Here is a 15,780-nt window from a genome sequence, read left to right on the forward strand (position 1 = left end):
TTGCGATCCGCGAAGGCGGCCGCACCGTTGGCGCGGGCGTTGTGTCCAAAATCACTGAGTAATCACTCGTTGATATGGCTACGGAAAGGGCGTCCCTTTGGGACGCCCTTTTTGGATTGCCGATTTAGTGGCTCTAAAATGTTGACTCTACCTCACACTTGACATAGTGCTCGCGCCTATCATATGTATCGTCTGCTATAATGATGTTTGGGAGGTTTTTTATGACCCGTACTCCGAACTTTAAAAGAGCATCCAGAGAGGCAAAACGCGCAAGAGCCGAACTGCCTAGGTTCCCTCCTTATGATCCTGAAGCTGTAGCTGAAAGCAATGGAATCGAAGTAGTTTACGCCTCTTTTGATGCTCCTCATGATAAAGAAATATCTGGCTTCTACCATAAAGCGGAAGACAAGATCGTTGTTAACCGTGAAATTAGCGCTGGACGCATGGTGTTCACAATTGCTCATGAGCTAGGGCATGCTTTGATGCACCAAGACTATATTGAATCTCAGAATTACCAACCGGTGTATCGCTCGAATAATCACGAAGGCGAGAAGCCTATTGAAGAGGTCGAGGCTGATCAATTTGCGGCAAATTTCTTAGTGCCTTTAGATTTGCTCGAAAAATATCGAGATGTCGCTGATATCGGCGAACTGGCGCGTATGTTTGCGGTATCTGAGGATGTTATCGAAAATAGGTTGTCCACACTGCACCGTAACCCTTGGTTGGCAAAGTCCTAAAAGTCAAAAAAGTATAGGATCTTAGCGATTGTTTTCTGCCGAAGCCATTGGGATATCCAATGTTGAGCCCTCCTTGTCCAAGAAAGACGAGGCTCTCGTTGCTGGGCAGGTGGAAGCAAAGGAACTCGAGAGGCGTGCGGAGGCAGTTGAGGCAGCCGTGCGAGTTCAGGGGCTTAGGGAGTTTTTTGACCTAAGAAAAACTTGGTCGTCATGGATAATCGCTTGGATTAGTGCGCTTATCTTCTTCAACGGGTGTCTTGCGGTATTCGTTGGTGCGGGGTGGCTGAATTTTTTGGAGTATGAGTGGTTTATAACTGCTGTGACAGTAGAGACTTTCTTACAAGTAGTCGGAATGGGCTACGTCGCTGTACGTTTCCTGTTTAGCGATTCAAAAAAATAACAAACCTGTATCCACCGCACGCTCGCCGCGCAACGCGTTTCGCTGCGAAACCACCTCTGGTAGAGTGCATGAGGCAAATAGTTGCGAGTCGCCCTTTGTTCCGGATTGATCTGGTACCTTAAACCCGCCGCCCCGCCGCGCGGTCGGCTTTTTCGGTGATCCCATCCAGCGCTTCAGACAGGGCGGTTTGCAGCGCGGCCATCTCAGCCTCTGTAGGTTTCTTGGGCACCTCTTGGGTCCATTCCTCACAGATCAATGTGCCGCGCGAAAAGGGCAGGGGCAGCATCTGCTTGTCCCAGGTCGGCAGTTTCAGCACCCGGCGCTCGGCAAAAGCAACCGTGAATACCCGACAACCCGTCATCCGCGCCCAGACGATCGGCACGGTCGATGACTGGCGCGCAGGACCGCGCGGCCCATCTGCAGCAATGCCGATGGAACAACCATCCTTGGTGCGCCGCAGCACTTCGCGTGACAGCGCCACATGGCGGCGGTGGCTGCTCATCGGGATGGTTTCAAACCCCAGTCGCACCAGGATCTGCCCGGCCAGCCGCCCAGCCCGCGCCGATGAGGTCAGCGCGCAAATCCGCCCCAATGAGGTATCAAACAGATAGGGTGCCATGATCAAACGCTGATGCCAGAGCACAAAGATCACTGGCTCGCCGTTGCGCACACAGTCATCCATCGCCTCAAAGCCCGTGCGCTCCCAGCGCGAGGTGCGAAAGGCGAATCGAACATAGGCGGCAAAGAAGCCCTCAACGGTGCGATTGAACCGGGGGCTGTCGGCGATTTTCTTGCGCAGGCTCACGTGCGGGCATCCTTTTTCCCCTGTCATAGACCGAAGCCCGCGCGCCCGCCAGCCTTGCGCGCCTTTGTTGCATATTTCTGGCGTTTTCCCTCTTGCCACGCTCGCAGCAGTGGCTTAGGAACACCGTCACCGTAGGGGTATAGCTCAGTTGGTAGAGCGACGGTCTCCAAAACCGTAGGTCTCGGGTTCGAACCCTGATGCCCCTGCCATTTTCCTCATATTAAAACCGCAAAGCTCTATCGTGTATCTGCTGTGATATCAGGTTGCGGTTTGGCAGATATATTGCGCGTATAAGTCGCCGCGCACTTAATACGTGAAGTTTAAAGCGGGTCGGGTAACCTGCCTCGGCCTTGTTGCCTATGGTGCTGACTGTGATGCGCATGTGGGTGTTGGTTGGATCTCGGTGAAATAGCGCCGCCCCTATGTTGGCCCGTCTTCCGATGTCGGGGCTCAATCGTAGTCGTGAGTAGGAGATCTGCGCCGCGCGGGAGTCGTTGTCGGCGTGGTTGAGAAAATCCTCGAAATGGTAAACGGGAGCCGCAGCCACCGCACGCCCTCTACGCAACGCGTTTCGCTGCGAAACCCCCTTGCCATATAGGTGTTTCAGGCGTAAAGAGCGCCATCCCGTATTGCGGGGCAAAGGCGGGGTGATTCCCGCCTTTTGGGTTCGATGAGGGTTTCGTGATGGTCACATGCCCTCCTCTCAACTCCAACGCCTGGATAAAGGCATTACTATAATGCAAAGCCAAAACATCCGTATCCGGCTGAAGGCATTTGACTATCGCGTACTGGATGCCAGCACGCAAGAGATCGTCAACACTGCCAAGCGCACCGGCGCCACCGTTCGTGGCCCGATCCCGCTGCCGAACAAGATCGAGAAATTCACTGTTCTGCGTGGTCCCCACGTTGACAAGAAATCCCGCGATCAGTTTGAGATCCGTACGCACAAGCGTATGCTCGACATCGTTGATCCGACTCCCCAGACCGTGGACGCGCTGATGAAGCTCGACCTCGCCGCTGGTGTTGATGTCGAAATCAAGCTGCAGTCATAAGATCGGAGGGTAGATTATATGCGCTCTGGTATTATCGCAAAGAAAGTGGGCATGACCCGCTTGTTCATGGAAGACGGCAAGCAGATCCCTGTAACCGTTCTTTCGCTGGATGGTCTGCAGGTTGTTGCTCAACGTACCGAAGACAAAGACGGCTACACTGCAGTTCAGCTGGGTGCAGGTTCCGCAAAAGTGAAGCGCGTGTCCCAAGCGATGCGTGGCCATTTTGCCGCCTCCAAAGTTGAACCCAAGCGTAAGCTGGTTGAATTCCGCGTTCCGGCTGAAGGCCTGATCGAAGTGGGTGCAGAAATCTCTGCAGAGCACTTCCTGACAGGTCAAAAAGTTGACGTAACCGGTACCTCCATCGGTAAAGGTTTCGCTGGTGCGATGAAGCGCCACAACTTTGGCGGTCTTCGCGCGACACACGGTGTTTCGATCTCACACCGTTCGCACGGTTCAACCGGTCAGTGTCAGGATCCTGGTAAAGTTTTCAAAGGCAAGAAAATGGCCGGTCACATGGGTGCAGCCCGTGTAACCACCCAGAACCTTGAAGTTGTGAAAACTGACGCCGATCGTGGCCTGGTCTTCATCAAAGGTGCTGTACCTGGTCCAAAATCTGGCTGGGTTACCGTCAAAGACGCTGTGAAAAAGAAGGCCCCTGAAGGTCTGCCGTTCCCAGCTGCTGTTAAATCTGCGGAAGCTCCCGCGGAAGGTGGTGAAGCATGAAACTTGACGTGATCAAACTCGACGGTGCCAAAGCTGGCGACATTGAGCTGTCCGAAGACCTGTTTGGTCTGGAGCCGCGCGCAGACATTCTGCACCGTGTGGTTCGCTGGCAGCGCAACAACGCACAGGCCGGGACCCACAAGGTTCTGACCCGTTCGGAAACCAGCTACTCGACCAAGAAGATCTATCGCCAAAAAGGCACCGGTGGCGCACGTCACGGTGACCGTAATGCGCCGATCTTCCGCAAGGGTGGTATCTACAAAGGTCCGACACCGCGTTCGCACGGCCACGACCTGCCCAAGAAGTTCCGCAAGCTGGGTCTGCGCCACGCGCTGTCCGCAAAAGCAAAAGCGGGTGAACTGGTCATCATCGAAGACGCAGCCTCTGCAGGCAAAACAGCCGCACTGGCCAAACAGGTGAAAAACCTGGGTTGGAAGCGCGCGCTGGTCATCGATGGCGCAGCAGTCAACGAAGACTTCCTGAAGGCATCGCGCAACATCGAAGGTCTGGATATCCTGCCAACGATGGGTGCAAACGTCTATGACATCCTGAAGCGTGACACCCTGGTGATCACTAAAGCAGGTGTCGAAGCACTGGAGGCTCGCCTGAAATGAGTGCCAAGGCAAAACACTACGACGTGATCCGCAAGCCGATCATCACCGAGAAATCCACCCTCGCATCCGAAAACGGTGCTGTGGTTTTTGAAGTGGCAATCGATTCGGCCAAACCCCAGATCAAAGAAGCTGTTGAAGCGCTCTTTGGTGTGAAGGTCAAAGCGGTTAACACCACCATCACCAAGGGTAAGGTTAAGCGTTTCCGCGGCCAGCTGGGCAAGCGTAAAGACGTGAAAAAAGCCTATGTAACCCTGGAAGAAGGCAACACAATCGACGTGTCCACCGGTCTGTAAAGACTGGCCTTCTCAAGCTCTCAAAGAGCCCCTCACCCTCGTGGTGGGGGGCTTTTTTTTATGGAAAATATGGGCGTAAAATCCCCTTTTTATGAGGTTTTTTGTTGACCTCAGGGCCAAGAGGCATCATTGGACACGTGCTACGTTTTCGTTTCTCGACTCTTCTCTGGCCTTGCGGCGATAGGTATCGATGTTGCCTCGACGCGGCCGTGCTGCCACATAGTGTGGGCAGCCCTACATGAAAAGGAAATGCGGAATGGCTACTGGCACCGTAAAATGGTTCAACTCCACCAAAGGTTTTGGTTTTATCGCACCTGAAGAGGGCGGCAAAGACGTCTTTGTACACATCTCTGCTGTTGAGCGCTCCGGCCTGACCGGCCTGGCCGACAACCAGAAAGTTACCTTTGACGTGGAAGCAGGCCGTGACGGCCGCGAAAGCGCCACCAACCTGGAACTGGTATAAGCTAAGTTCAGGTGCTGGCCTTTGGGCTAGTCTCGGGAAAACCTCTGCAATTGCAGAGGTTTTTTTGTTTTGCATCTGCGGTTTTGGTTTAGGTTTCCTGTGATCAAAGAACCGGGCAGGGCGATGCTGAAACCTATTTTGATTCTCACTCTTGCAGTGCTTGGCCTTGTGGGGCTGGCCTATCTCACCTTGTTTGAGGACTACGCCTACGGGCCCCACCGCAATCAGCGGATGGATGTCTACGCCCCAAAAGGCGCGGAAAACGCGCCGGTGATCTTGATGCTGCATGGCGGCGGCTGGAGCGGCGGCAGCAGGCGCTGGCCCAATGTGTGGTTCAATAAATCACGCCATTTCACCAACAAAGGTTATGTGTTTGTCTCTACCGGAACCCGTCTGCTGCCTGAGGCCGACCCGCTGGAGCAGGTAGACGATCTCGCCGCGGCCTTTGCCTATGTGGTGGAAAACGCCAAAAGCTGGGGCGGCGACCCTGATCGCATTATCCTGATGGGGCATTCCTCTGGCGCGCATGTGGCGTCGCTGTTGGGGGTGCAGCAGGATCTGTTGCGCGCCAAAGGCCTGCCCAAACCGCTGGCGATTGTGTCACTGGATACCGCAGCACTTGATGTGACCCAGGGCATGGCCGGGCCACCGCGACGTTGGCTTGCCGCGATCTTTGGCGAGGACCGCGCGCTGTGGCAAAGGGCGTCACCTGCGCATTTCATGGATCCTGAGGACCCGCCGATGCTGGTGGCCTGCTCGACCAAATACAGCTTTCCCTGCGCCTATGCGGTTGAATTCGCCAGCGCCCATGCGCAGGTTGAGGCACTGTCGGTGCCCTACGCCCATCGCGGGGTAAACGCGCGCCTTGGCGCGAAAAATGACTATACGCAGGCGGTGGATCAATGGCTTGCGCGCCTTGGGCTGCCGTAGGGTGGATCACGCAAAGTTCAGTTGGTCCGGTGGGCAGTGCAGCTCAAAGCGGTGACATCCGAGCCCCTGATGCGCCGCCGCGCGCTGGGATCGCTGCGGGTTTAGGGGGCTAAGATAACAGATGGGAGTACCGGCGCGGAATCAAGGGCGGAGCCCGCCGCGCCAGCGCCGTCCCGCCCCCATGGGGCGGCGCTTTTTGGCTGCGGATTGGGGTGTCGGAGAAGCTCTACGGATTTGGCCGGGATAAACTGCCAAACGCCACGTTGAGACCGCCACCCCGCGGGACGGCGCTGGCGCTTGAACAATCGAACTTGGGTTACTTAATTTATTTAGCTTGCATTGTTGTGAAGCATGCTGCTCCACCAGTACTTTAGGTGGAGACTACCATGGAGCACTGATGAACTTTTCGTACCAGTTTACTGATCAAGAATTGGCTTGGTTACAAGCGTTGTCTACTTTGGCAGCTTTTGTTGCACTCTTACTTTCTGTTGTTGCCGTATATTTCAGCGCGAGAACTTATTGGCAGAAGAAAGGTGCGTTCATTCGTGGGAACTACAGGCTGACTTCAGGTAGTATCGCTACTGAAGACAAGTACGTTAACGAGGTTATCTTGGAGAACTTGAAAGATCGAGCGGTTGTTGTTTTCGCGATATATCTCAAGCTGTCGCCCAATTTCACGATAAAACTCGAATCCTTCGAAGACGATCCAACGATAATAAAGCCGTTTGAAGTCATTAAACGGACCTACGATCCCGTCGATTTCTATAGTTTCAACATGAAAAAGTTCGACTTAAACGGTCTAATAGATGATCGTTACCAAAAGAACCGATTAATGTTGTCAACGTCAGACGGCCGACTTGTTGTTAAAAGGCCAATTCCTTTGTGGAACCCAGTGCATGCGTGGTTCAGTAACTACATGAATGTGACGTTCGAAGCTCGGCGGGCGCTCTTTGATGGCAGAGGCTTTGGCGGAAATGTCCTGTACCTCGTGAACCTCTATGACGGAACGGAAAAGAAGCAAGTACTCCCTCTGTACCCTGGGGAAGCAAAGTTTAAATGGTACAGGGACCTTGGGGGGACCAATGAGTCTTTGGAAGCGGCTGAGAAGGTTAAAGCGGTCTTCGAAGATGCTATTCTGAGAGATGGCCTGCAGTTCGATAGGGTTGAGGTTATTGACGTCCAGGCGAAAAAAGAATCCTCGAACTTCTTGCCTACGGGTGAGCGGAAAGTGGCGAAACGGCACTCTTGGTTATATGTGAATATTGTTGGTCGGTTGGCTACCAAGTTGGATAAACGGCGATTGAGGAAGCGTAATAGAGTGACAGCCAAGGCAAAGTAGACGAGTGCCATTGCCACCTCCCTCCAACCCTGCTAAAGCCCATCCATCGTGTGGCCTCGGATTCGTTCCGGGGCCTCTGATATTTGCAAGTGGGGACCTTCGGGGCCCTAGAACTCTGGTCACCTGAACCGGTCGCGTCACGCAAATAGGCGCAGCAAGGCAGGGGGCTTTCACATAGCGGTATCCCATTTCTTCCTCGGGTATCGCACGCTAAACGGAAGACAGAAAGCATGGCACTTAAGTCGTATAAACCGACTACGCCGGGCCAGCGTGGGCTGGTTCTGATCGACCGTTCGGAGCTTTGGAAAGGGCGTCCGGTCAAGTCTCTCACTGAGGGTTTGACCAAATCGGGCGGCCGGAACAACACCGGACGGATCACTTCTCGCCGCCGCGGCGGTGGCGCAAAGCGTCTCTACCGGATCGTTGACTTCAAACGGAATAAGTTTGATGTTGCCGCCACTGTTGAGCGCATCGAATATGACCCTAACCGTACCGCCTTTATCGCTCTGGTAAAGTACGACGACGGTGAGCAAGCCTACATCCTGGCGCCGCAGCGTCTGGCCGTGGGTGACAAGGTCATCGCCTCCAGCAAGGCCGACATCAAGCCGGGCAACGCAATGCCGTTCTCGGGCATGCCGATCGGTACCATTGTTCACAACATCGAAATGAAACCGGGCAAAGGCGGCCAGATCGCCCGTGCAGCCGGTACCTACGCACAGTTTGTAGGTCGTGACGGTGGTTATGCTCAGATCCGTCTGAGCTCTGGTGAACTGCGTATGGTGCGTCAGGAATGCATGGCAACCGTTGGTGCGGTTTCCAACCCCGACAACTCCAACCAGGACTACGGTAAAGCCGGTCGTATGCGCCACAAAGGCAAGCGTCCGAGCGTTCGTGGTGTTGCGATGAACCCGATCGACCACCCGCACGGTGGTGGTGAAGGCCGCACCTCCGGTGGTCGTACTCCGGTTACACCCTGGGGTAAGGACACCAAAGGTAAGCGTACCCGTAACAAAAACAAAGCGTCGCAAAAGCTCATCATTCGCTCGCGCCACGCCAAGAAGAAAGGGCGTTAATCTATGTCTCGCTCTGTTTGGAAGGGTCCTTTTGTTGATGCTTACGTCCTTAAAAAGGCCGAAGCAGCACGTGAATCGGGCCGCAATGAAGTGATCAAAATCTGGTCGCGCCGTTCCACCATCCTGCCCCAGTTCGTGGGTCTGACCTTTGGTGTTTACAACGGTAAAAAACATATCCCAGTCAACGTCTCAGAAGACATGATTGGTCAGAAGTTCGGTGAATACTCCCCGACTCGGACCTATTACGGTCACGCTGCGGACAAAAAAGCGAAGCGGAAGTAAGTCATGGGTAAGGAAAAAAATCCCCGCCGCGTGGCAGACAACGAAGCAATGGCCAAAGTGCGCATGCTCCGGACCTCGCCGCAGAAGCTGAACCTGGTTGCCGCAATGATCCGTGGCAAGAAAGTTGAGAAGGCTCTGACCGACCTGACTTTCTCCAACAAACGGGTCGCACAGGACGTGAAGAAATGCCTTCAGTCCGCGATTGCGAATGCTGAGAACAACCACAACCTGGACGTCGACGAGCTGATCGTTGCCGAGGCCTATGTGGGTAAAAACCTGGTCATGAAGCGTGGTCGCCCACGTGCTCGTGGTCGTTACGGTAAAATCCTAAAGCCGTTCTCGGAGCTCACCATCACGGTGCGTCAAGTTGAGGAGCAAGCCTAATGGGACATAAAGTCAATCCGATCGGCATGCGCCTCCAGGTCAACCGCACCTGGGACAGCCGCTGGTACGCCGATACTAAGGATTACGGTGATCTTCTGCTCGAAGACATCCGCATCCGTGACTTCATCAAAGTTGAGTGCAAACAAGCTGGTGTTGCACGTGTGATCATTGAGCGTCCGCACAAAAAGTGCCGCGTGACAATCCACACTGCACGTCCTGGCGTCATCATCGGCAAGAAAGGTGCAGACATTGAAGTTCTGCGCAAGAAACTTGCCGCAATGACCGACTCCGAGCTGCACCTCAACATCGTTGAAGTTCGCAAGCCCGAGCTCGACGCACAGCTGGTTGGCGAGTCCATCGCTCAGCAGCTGGAACGTCGTGTGTCCTTCCGTCGCGCCATGAAGCGTGCGGTTCAGAACGCTATGCGCATGGGCGCCCTGGGTATCCGGGTGAACGTTGCGGGTCGTCTGGGCGGTGCTGAAATTGCGCGTACCGAATGGTACCGTGAAGGCCGCGTGCCCCTGCACACTCTGCGTGCTGACATCGATTACGCACACTCTGAAGCCATGACCCCCTATGGTATCATCGGGATCAAGACATGGATCTTCAAAGGCGAAATCATGGAGCACGATCCGCAGGCGCGTGATCGCAAATCCCAAGAAGTCCAAGACGGCCCGGCACCTCGCGGTGCAGGTGGTAACCGTCGCGGCGACCGCTAAGGAGAAGATGAATGCTTCAGCCAAAGCGTACTAAATTCCGCAAAATGCACAAAGGCCGGATTTCCGGTCTGGCAAAAGGCGGCTCCGATCTGAACTTCGGCACATTCGGTCTGAAGGCTCTTGAGCCTGAGCGTGTAACTGCACGTCAGATCGAAGCTGCACGTCGTGCAATGACCCGTCACATGAAACGTCAAGGTCGTGTGTGGATCCGTATCTTCCCTGACACTCCGGTTACCTCAAAGCCAACCGAAGTTCGTATGGGTAAAGGTAAAGGTTCCGTCGACTATTGGGCGTGCAAGGTTAAACCTGGCCGCGTGATGTTTGAAATCGACGGTGTTGCAGAAGACATCGCCCGTGAGGCCCTGCGCCTTGCAGCGATGAAACTGCCGATCAAAACCCGCGTTGTGGTGCGCGAAGACTGGTAAGTCTTTGCCTCCCTTCGGGACCAAAAGAACCCCCGTCAGGCAACTGGCGGGGGTTTTTCTATGGGTGGGGCTGGTGCAACAAAAAACCTGCCCCAACGTGTGGGGCAGGTCGTTTACTCAGATTGGATCAGTCTTAATCCCGGCGGGGGTTAGACCAGGAAATCGTCGTTTGTGAACACGATGCTGTCGAGCGCATCTTTGTCATTGTCACGCACGATGATGCGATCGCGGTCGCCGCCATCCAGCTGGATGTGCAGATCGCCGTTGCGTTCATAGGCGCGGCGCACGATGGTGCCTTCTTCCAGTACGATTACATCTTCGCTCGCGTCAAAGTCTGTAATGACATCGCGCTCACGCGCACCGTTGGAGCTTTCTGCACCAAACACAAAGGTATCCGCGCCGTTGCCACCTTTCAGGTGGTCATTGCCTGCGCCACCGATCAGCACTTCATCCGCGTCGGTGCCATACAGGCGATCACGGTCGTTGCCACCTTCAATCACGATGGTTTCAACTTCGGGGGTGGGTTCTGGTGTGGGCTCTGGTGTCGGGGTTGGGGTGTCATCCACAACTGTGGTGCCGCGCGGCGCAAAGCCGATGTCAGCATAAGACAGCGTGTGGTTGGCAAAGCTTTCAAACTCAGCGTTCACAACGGTGTCGAGGCTCTGACCGGACGCGTTGAGGTCGGCCACATCCAGCGCAAAGGCGCGGCTGTCGATGTTTTGGTTGTTCACAAACTCGATCTGGCCAAGCTGCAGGGCGCGCACGCCGCTGAGGCTGCTGCCATCAGCAAATTCAACGGTGACCAGAACAGAGGCGTTGAACGCGTCGATTTCGGTGCTGTTTTCCGGGTTCAGCGCGATGGAATCGGTATCAATCACAGTGCGCACAGAACCAAGGCCCGGCGCATCAATGGCACCATTGCCAAACACGCGACCTTCAAAGGCGGTTGCACCTTCGGGCAGCAGGCCAAAATCGAGCTGGTCGAAGGCAACGTTATTGGAGCGGATCTGTGAATCGCCGGTGACCTGGCTGATGCCATCAACAGCAAAATCATTGCGCGGCAGGAAATAGGTGTCACCACCTGCAGAGAAGGTGATGCCAAAGACAGTGCCCGCATCGGTGTTGAGCGAGACAAATTCAAAGGCAGGCGATTCAGAGGCGATCTGCACACCATCGGCAAAGAAATCGATCGCTTCAGCTTGGCGCAGCACGGTTTCGTTCACGGTACCTTCAAAGATCACGGAACGTGGGGTGACCTGAAAGTCATTGTTATCTGGGTCAACGGTGCGCAGCTCAACAGCGGTGAGGTTGCTGCCCGCAGCAATTACGTCACCTGCACCAAGTGCGATACCATCGATGCGGTAGGCGGTACCAACAAGCGTTGTGGTCATGGGAGAATCCTGTTCTAGATTTTTGGGAATTAACAGTTAAAAATCAAAGAGGTAACGCCGCTATCATACAGGATCCAAAGGTTAAAAATCTCTTAATTTCGCACTGACGCGCTTTCACATGGCAGTGTGGGAATGTGAATTCTGCTGGCTTTACGAAGGGTCATTCAAGCCCCGCAAGCAGGCGGGCGCTGTCGCGGTTGCCGCGCAGAACGCAGACCGGCAGATCCGCACCAAACCGGTCAATGCCTGCGATAATGCGTGGGGATTGATCGCGTTCAAAGTTCCAGATGTAGGATAAAAACGCGCGGTCGGGCAGTTGTTCGGGGCAGCCTTGGGCCATGTCCGGGCGCACTTGGCCGTAGTTGCGAAGAACACGACGGCTGAGCTGCCACATCGCCTGCAGCCGATGTGGGCGCATCCAGATCAGCAGGTCACTGCGGGGCAGGCGGGTCGGAAAGCTTGAAATCTGGGTGCCATCCATCACCCAGCGCTCTTGCGCGGTGAATTTGGCCAAAAGGTCTGCGCGTTCTGCCTTGTCGCGCAACTGCCAGCCCGGCAGCCAGCACAGGTCGCGATCATAGGGCACATGGGGCAGGCCAAGCCGCGCCTCGATCTTGGCTGAGAGGGTGGATTTCCCACCCGCTGAGGTGCCCACAACGGTGACCCGTTTGGCGGTCTTTAAATGGCGGCTGGCGTCTAAAATGGAGATGTAATTGGGCATGGCACAAGCCTCACAAATAAGAGACTTGTGCGTGATTTTACCCGCCTTGCCAAGGGGACGCTAGCCGCGCTCCGCGTCGCCATAGGCCAGCATGTCATAAAGATGCCAAGTGGCATGGCCGAGCAGGGGCAATGTCAGCAACAGCCCAAAGAAGCCGGGCAGCATCGACAAGAAAGTGACGCCCGCAATAAACGCGGCCCAGGGCAGCATCACCATCGGATGTTGCTGCACATAGGAAAAGCTGGTGATCATGGCAGTGACAAAATCGATCTCCCGATCCAGCAGCAGCGGCAATGCCAACACCGTGATCATATAGAGCAGCAGCGCAAACCCCGCGCCGACCAGGGTGCCAACGCCCAGCATCTTCAGCCCCTGTGCCGTGGTGTAGATTTCCAGCGATGAGGACACATTGGTCATCGCGGAATGGCCGAGAAACAGCGCAAAGATCATATGCGCAACAAAAAACCAGAACAGGAACATCACCACAATAATGGCGCAGATCGATGGCAGCTGCCGTTTGGACTGGCGCAGCACCACGGTGAGGGTCTTGCCCATATCCATTGGCGCCCCGCGGGCAAAACGACGGCTCACATCATAAAAGGCAACGGCAGCAAAAGGTGAAAACAGCGGAAACCCCACCGCCGCCAGCACCAGCCAATAGGTTTGGCCCGTGGCCTCGGTAATCCAGAACATGGCCCAGCCCAGCACCACATAGATCCCGGCAATGGCTATCGCAAACAGCGGCGCGCGCCGCATATCGCGCCAGCCACGCCGCAGCGCCTCACGCAGGGTATGAAAGCCCACGTCGCCCATTTCGGGCACGCCAAGCGGCGGCTCGCCTTGCCCTGCAGTGTGTTCTGCAGAGTGTGATCTTGGGTCCAAAGCAGCCGTATTAGATGCTTCCTGCATCGCTTGCCCTCCTCCTCCAAAAGAACCAGCGCGCGTTTCCTGGCTTCAAGCTTATCACGGAAAAGCGATCTGTCGACGGTGGAGAGCAAATTTATGCATGGCACGCATATGATTTTACGCCTCTCGCCACGGTGGAGGGCTTAGGCTAAGAGGGGTTATGGCCCAGATTGATTCCCTCTTTGTTACCCGTCTTTATCGCGCAAATCTCTCCGAGCACGGTCCCAAGATCGACCCGGATGAGATGGAAAACTCTTGCCTTGTCATCGCCGAAGATGATGAGGCCGGCCAGGATTGGTGCGAAGAAAACGGCTACCCCGGCTACACGTCCTACGCGTCACTGACCGATCTGCCCTGGCGCTTTCCGATCTTTGCCGATCTGGTCAAAAGCCTGGATGCGCATGTGGCGGCTTTTGCCAAAGATCTTGAGCTCAACCTCGATGGGCGCGAGCTTAAGCTGGAAGATCTCTGGATCAATATCCTGCCCGAAGGCGGCACCCACGCCAGCCACATTCACCCCCATTCGGTGATTTCCGGCACCACCTATGTGTCGATGCCCGATGGGGCCTCTGCGCTGAAACTGGAAGATCCGCGCTCTGCGATGATGATGGCGCATCCGCCGCGTAACAAGGACGCACGCCAGGAATTGCGCACCTTTGTCTATCAGGCCCCCAAAGTGGGGGAGCTTTTGCTCTGGGAAAGCTTCATCCGCCATGAGGTGCCGCTCAATATGGCCGAAGAAGAACGAATCTCGGTCAGCTTCAACTACGCCTGGGCGTAAACGCGAGACACTGATATGACGATGAAACCGGTGGATGTGGTGAAGTGGTTCGCCACCGTTGTGCAGCTGATTGGCTATGGTCTGACCGGGCTGAATATGGTGCCGTGGAATATCTTCTTTTTCTTTGGCGGCATCTTTTTGTGGTTTGCCGTTGGGGTGATGTGGAAGGATCGCGCCATTATGGTGGTGCATGTGGGCGCGCTGATTTCCCTGTCTGTCGGCTATCTGAACGCGGCCTGATTTAGACCCTTTGCAGCAACAATAAAAAAGCCCCGCGAATGCGGGGCTTTTCTGTATCTCACCTGTGCCAGAACTTAGGCTGCCAGCCCATCTGCCTCGACTTGTGCCCAGATCTCATCCCAGATCTTGGCGGCCTTGCTGCGGTGCTTGACGGCTTTGGCCGCCTCATAGTTGTCCATCTTGCCTTCGCCTTCGACAATGATCAGACCAACCATGCCAAGGTTCACATGCGGGGTGCATTTGTAGCCGTAGAAACCGGGCTTATCAAAAGTCACCTCAACTTCTTGGTTGATCTTGCCTTTCCACGGCTCAACCCCTTCGGGGATCATACCATCCATAGAGGCAGAGTTGTGGCCCTTGGAGCTCGCAACAAATTTCACGGTGGTGCCGGGCTGGACGACCTGGATCAGCGGGTAAAACACCATGCGGCGCTTTTTGTCTTCCGGATGTTTGTTCAGCATCTCAATCTCGACAGTGCCCTCGGCAAAAGCGGGCATCGGCAGGATCAAAGTGGCTGCGCTGGCGGCAAGCAGGGTGCGGCGGGTAAGGGTCGACATTGCGGCAAAGCCTTTCTGTAATCTTGGCGGTATGTGCCATCAAGAATGACACCAACGGAAACTGCGCCCGATACCGTGTAACCCAGGAGGGGCCTTGGTGCGCACGGTGAGACGCAAAGCGATGGCGGCATCTCTGGCGTTGGGGCAGGGATGCTGCGCGATCTCTCCGCTATTGGTGCCGGGTTTTGTGAGGGGGCGCAATACGACTTTATGCGGCATAGGGCCGCGAAAACCTTGGCACAGGCGTGGTGAATTGCCTCAGTAGGTCTCGTGCGGGCAATCCATGTAAGAATCGCATAGTGGTCTGAAATGCATATATAAAATGCATGATTTTAACGGCAGTATCTGGTCGCTGCCCTGTTTCAGCCCCCACTTGGGCACCAGAGGATCAATCGGGCAAAAGCTCCAAGACAGCTCTTGCCCGGATGTTTGAACGCGACCTTGCGCAGCCGCGTCATGCAAGCGTGACTAGTCTTTCACGATGCGGATCGTCAGCGTGCCACCACCGTTGATGATGTCCAGCAGCAGATCAATGTTAGGATGCGCGCCGGGGCGATTTTTGGCGTCTTCCGTGTGTTCCGCAAAAACCTCCACGCCGTGGGCGGCGGCGCTGGCATCCAATGCATCAAAGCTTTGCGCCAGATACTGATAAACCGCCAGTGAGCCCTGTTTGCCGGGTTTATTTTCGATGGTTGCCACAACCGCCCCGCTTGCGTCCAGCAGATCGATGCGGGCAAGCCCGTCGATGGCGGGCAGGAGGGCGATGTTGTCTTTGAAAGCAGGGCTGGGTTTAATCATGGTCTTGTCCTTTGGAGTGGTTTCTGTCGGCTGCTTAGCAATTTCGGATGTTCCAAACTATTGGCAGCCTTGAATCCGTGGCGGGAAGTAGAACAAATTGTCTTCATTTTGCTCTGCTTTCGGAAGGGCTCAGTTTCTCCTGAATTG

Annotated in this window: 22 protein-coding genes and 1 tRNA gene; 17 read left to right on the plus strand and 6 right to left on the minus strand. The window is 55.2% G+C overall.

The window, feature by feature from the left end; genetic code table 11:
* Positions 1-221 precede the first annotated feature (221 nt).
* Both GG681_RS12340 and GG681_RS12345 read left to right on the plus strand, forming a co-directional pair.
* Complete coding sequence (locus tag GG681_RS12340) at positions 222-737, plus strand: ImmA/IrrE family metallo-endopeptidase (RefSeq protein WP_194287176.1); 516 nt, start codon at positions 222-224, stop codon at positions 735-737.
* A 28-nt stretch (positions 738-765) separates the two neighbouring features.
* Positions 766-1,137, plus strand: coding sequence for a hypothetical protein (locus GG681_RS12345; RefSeq protein WP_153548342.1), 372 nt, complete (start codon positions 766-768; stop codon positions 1,135-1,137).
* Positions 1,138-1,255: 118 nt separating this feature from the next.
* Here GG681_RS12345 and GG681_RS12350 read toward each other — a convergent pair whose 3' ends face one another.
* Positions 1,256-1,942: a lysophospholipid acyltransferase family protein gene (locus GG681_RS12350; RefSeq protein ID WP_328593377.1), complete on the minus strand. Its 687-nt coding sequence runs from the start codon at positions 1,940-1,942 to the stop codon at positions 1,256-1,258.
* A 133-nt stretch (positions 1,943-2,075) separates the two neighbouring features.
* Here GG681_RS12350 and GG681_RS12355 point away from each other — a divergent pair.
* From GG681_RS12355 to rplP, 13 genes are all read left to right on the plus strand, one after another.
* Positions 2,076-2,151: transfer RNA gene (locus GG681_RS12355), tRNA-Trp, on the plus strand.
* A 528-nt stretch (positions 2,152-2,679) separates the two neighbouring features.
* Positions 2,680-2,994: a 30S ribosomal protein S10 gene (rpsJ, locus tag GG681_RS12360; protein ID WP_008207555.1), complete on the plus strand. Its 315-nt coding sequence runs from the start codon at positions 2,680-2,682 to the stop codon at positions 2,992-2,994.
* Positions 2,995-3,012: 18 nt separating this feature from the next.
* Positions 3,013-3,717, plus strand: a complete 705-nt coding sequence (gene rplC, locus GG681_RS12365; RefSeq protein WP_153548344.1) for a 50S ribosomal protein L3 — start codon at positions 3,013-3,015, stop codon at positions 3,715-3,717.
* A complete protein-coding gene (rplD, locus tag GG681_RS12370; RefSeq protein ID WP_153548345.1) occupies positions 3,714-4,331 on the plus strand; it encodes a 50S ribosomal protein L4 in 618 nt (205 codons plus the stop codon). The genes rplC and rplD overlap by 4 nt, the downstream gene beginning before the upstream one ends.
* Complete coding sequence (locus GG681_RS12375) at positions 4,328-4,624, plus strand: 50S ribosomal protein L23 (RefSeq protein ID WP_153548346.1); 297 nt, start codon at positions 4,328-4,330, stop codon at positions 4,622-4,624. The genes rplD and GG681_RS12375 overlap by 4 nt, the downstream gene beginning before the upstream one ends.
* A gap of 256 nt (positions 4,625-4,880) precedes the next feature.
* Entirely contained in the window at positions 4,881-5,087 is a 207-nt protein-coding gene (locus tag GG681_RS12380) for a cold-shock protein (protein WP_153548347.1), read from the plus strand.
* Positions 5,088-5,210: 123 nt separating this feature from the next.
* Positions 5,211-6,017 (plus strand): alpha/beta hydrolase, encoded by an 807-nt coding sequence (locus GG681_RS12385; protein WP_153548348.1) that lies wholly within the window; start codon positions 5,211-5,213, stop codon positions 6,015-6,017.
* Positions 6,018-6,414: 397 nt separating this feature from the next.
* Positions 6,415-7,356 (plus strand): hypothetical protein, encoded by a 942-nt coding sequence (locus GG681_RS12390; protein ID WP_153548349.1) that lies wholly within the window; start codon positions 6,415-6,417, stop codon positions 7,354-7,356.
* A 230-nt stretch (positions 7,357-7,586) separates the two neighbouring features.
* Positions 7,587-8,429 carry a 50S ribosomal protein L2 gene (gene rplB, locus GG681_RS12395; protein WP_153548350.1) on the plus strand — a complete coding sequence of 281 codons (843 nt, stop codon included), beginning with the start codon at positions 7,587-7,589 and terminating at the stop codon, positions 8,427-8,429.
* 3 nt (positions 8,430-8,432) lie between these two features.
* Positions 8,433-8,711 (plus strand): 30S ribosomal protein S19, encoded by a 279-nt coding sequence (rpsS, locus tag GG681_RS12400; RefSeq protein WP_106609258.1) that lies wholly within the window; start codon positions 8,433-8,435, stop codon positions 8,709-8,711.
* Positions 8,712-8,714: 3 nt separating this feature from the next.
* Positions 8,715-9,095, plus strand: a complete 381-nt coding sequence (rplV, locus tag GG681_RS12405) for a 50S ribosomal protein L22 (RefSeq protein ID WP_153548351.1) — start codon at positions 8,715-8,717, stop codon at positions 9,093-9,095.
* A complete protein-coding gene (gene rpsC, locus GG681_RS12410; protein WP_153548352.1) occupies positions 9,095-9,814 on the plus strand; it encodes a 30S ribosomal protein S3 in 720 nt (239 codons plus the stop codon). The genes rplV and rpsC overlap by 1 nt, the downstream gene beginning before the upstream one ends.
* 11 nt (positions 9,815-9,825) lie before the next feature.
* Positions 9,826-10,239 carry a 50S ribosomal protein L16 gene (rplP, locus tag GG681_RS12415; protein WP_153548353.1) on the plus strand — a complete coding sequence of 138 codons (414 nt, stop codon included), beginning with the start codon at positions 9,826-9,828 and terminating at the stop codon, positions 10,237-10,239.
* 149 nt (positions 10,240-10,388) lie between these two features.
* Here the strand turns inward: rplP and GG681_RS12420 are convergent, their stop codons facing one another.
* The 3 genes from GG681_RS12420 to GG681_RS12430 all read right to left on the minus strand — a co-directional run bounded on the left by GG681_RS12420 (position 10,389) and on the right by GG681_RS12430 (position 13,164).
* Complete coding sequence (locus GG681_RS12420) at positions 10,389-11,630, minus strand: M10 family metallopeptidase C-terminal domain-containing protein (protein WP_153548354.1); 1,242 nt, start codon at positions 11,628-11,630, stop codon at positions 10,389-10,391.
* Between the two features lie 160 nt (positions 11,631-11,790).
* Positions 11,791-12,351 carry a P-loop NTPase family protein gene (locus tag GG681_RS12425; protein ID WP_153548355.1) on the minus strand — a complete coding sequence of 187 codons (561 nt, stop codon included), beginning with the start codon at positions 12,349-12,351 and terminating at the stop codon, positions 11,791-11,793.
* A 60-nt stretch (positions 12,352-12,411) separates the two neighbouring features.
* Positions 12,412-13,164, minus strand: coding sequence for a DUF2189 domain-containing protein (locus GG681_RS12430; RefSeq protein WP_235899946.1), 753 nt, complete (start codon positions 13,162-13,164; stop codon positions 12,412-12,414).
* A gap of 253 nt (positions 13,165-13,417) precedes the next feature.
* Here GG681_RS12430 and GG681_RS12435 point away from each other — a divergent pair, with 253 nt between their 5' ends.
* Entirely contained in the window at positions 13,418-14,038 is a 621-nt protein-coding gene (locus tag GG681_RS12435) for a 2OG-Fe(II) oxygenase family protein (RefSeq protein ID WP_153548357.1), read from the plus strand.
* Between the two features lie 15 nt (positions 14,039-14,053).
* Positions 14,054-14,278, plus strand: coding sequence for a DUF6552 family protein (locus GG681_RS12440; protein WP_235899930.1), 225 nt, complete (start codon positions 14,054-14,056; stop codon positions 14,276-14,278).
* A 74-nt stretch (positions 14,279-14,352) separates the two neighbouring features.
* Here the strand turns inward: GG681_RS12440 and GG681_RS12445 are convergent, their stop codons facing one another.
* Positions 14,353-14,835, minus strand: a complete 483-nt coding sequence (locus tag GG681_RS12445; RefSeq protein WP_153548358.1) for a pseudoazurin — start codon at positions 14,833-14,835, stop codon at positions 14,353-14,355.
* 468 nt (positions 14,836-15,303) lie between these two features.
* A complete protein-coding gene (locus GG681_RS12450; protein ID WP_153548359.1) occupies positions 15,304-15,633 on the minus strand; it encodes a DUF2322 family protein in 330 nt (109 codons plus the stop codon).
* Between the last annotated feature and the right edge of the window lie 147 nt (positions 15,634-15,780).

The organism is Tritonibacter aquimaris, from assembly GCF_009617595.1.
GTDB lineage: Bacteria > Pseudomonadota > Alphaproteobacteria > Rhodobacterales > Rhodobacteraceae > Epibacterium > Epibacterium aquimaris.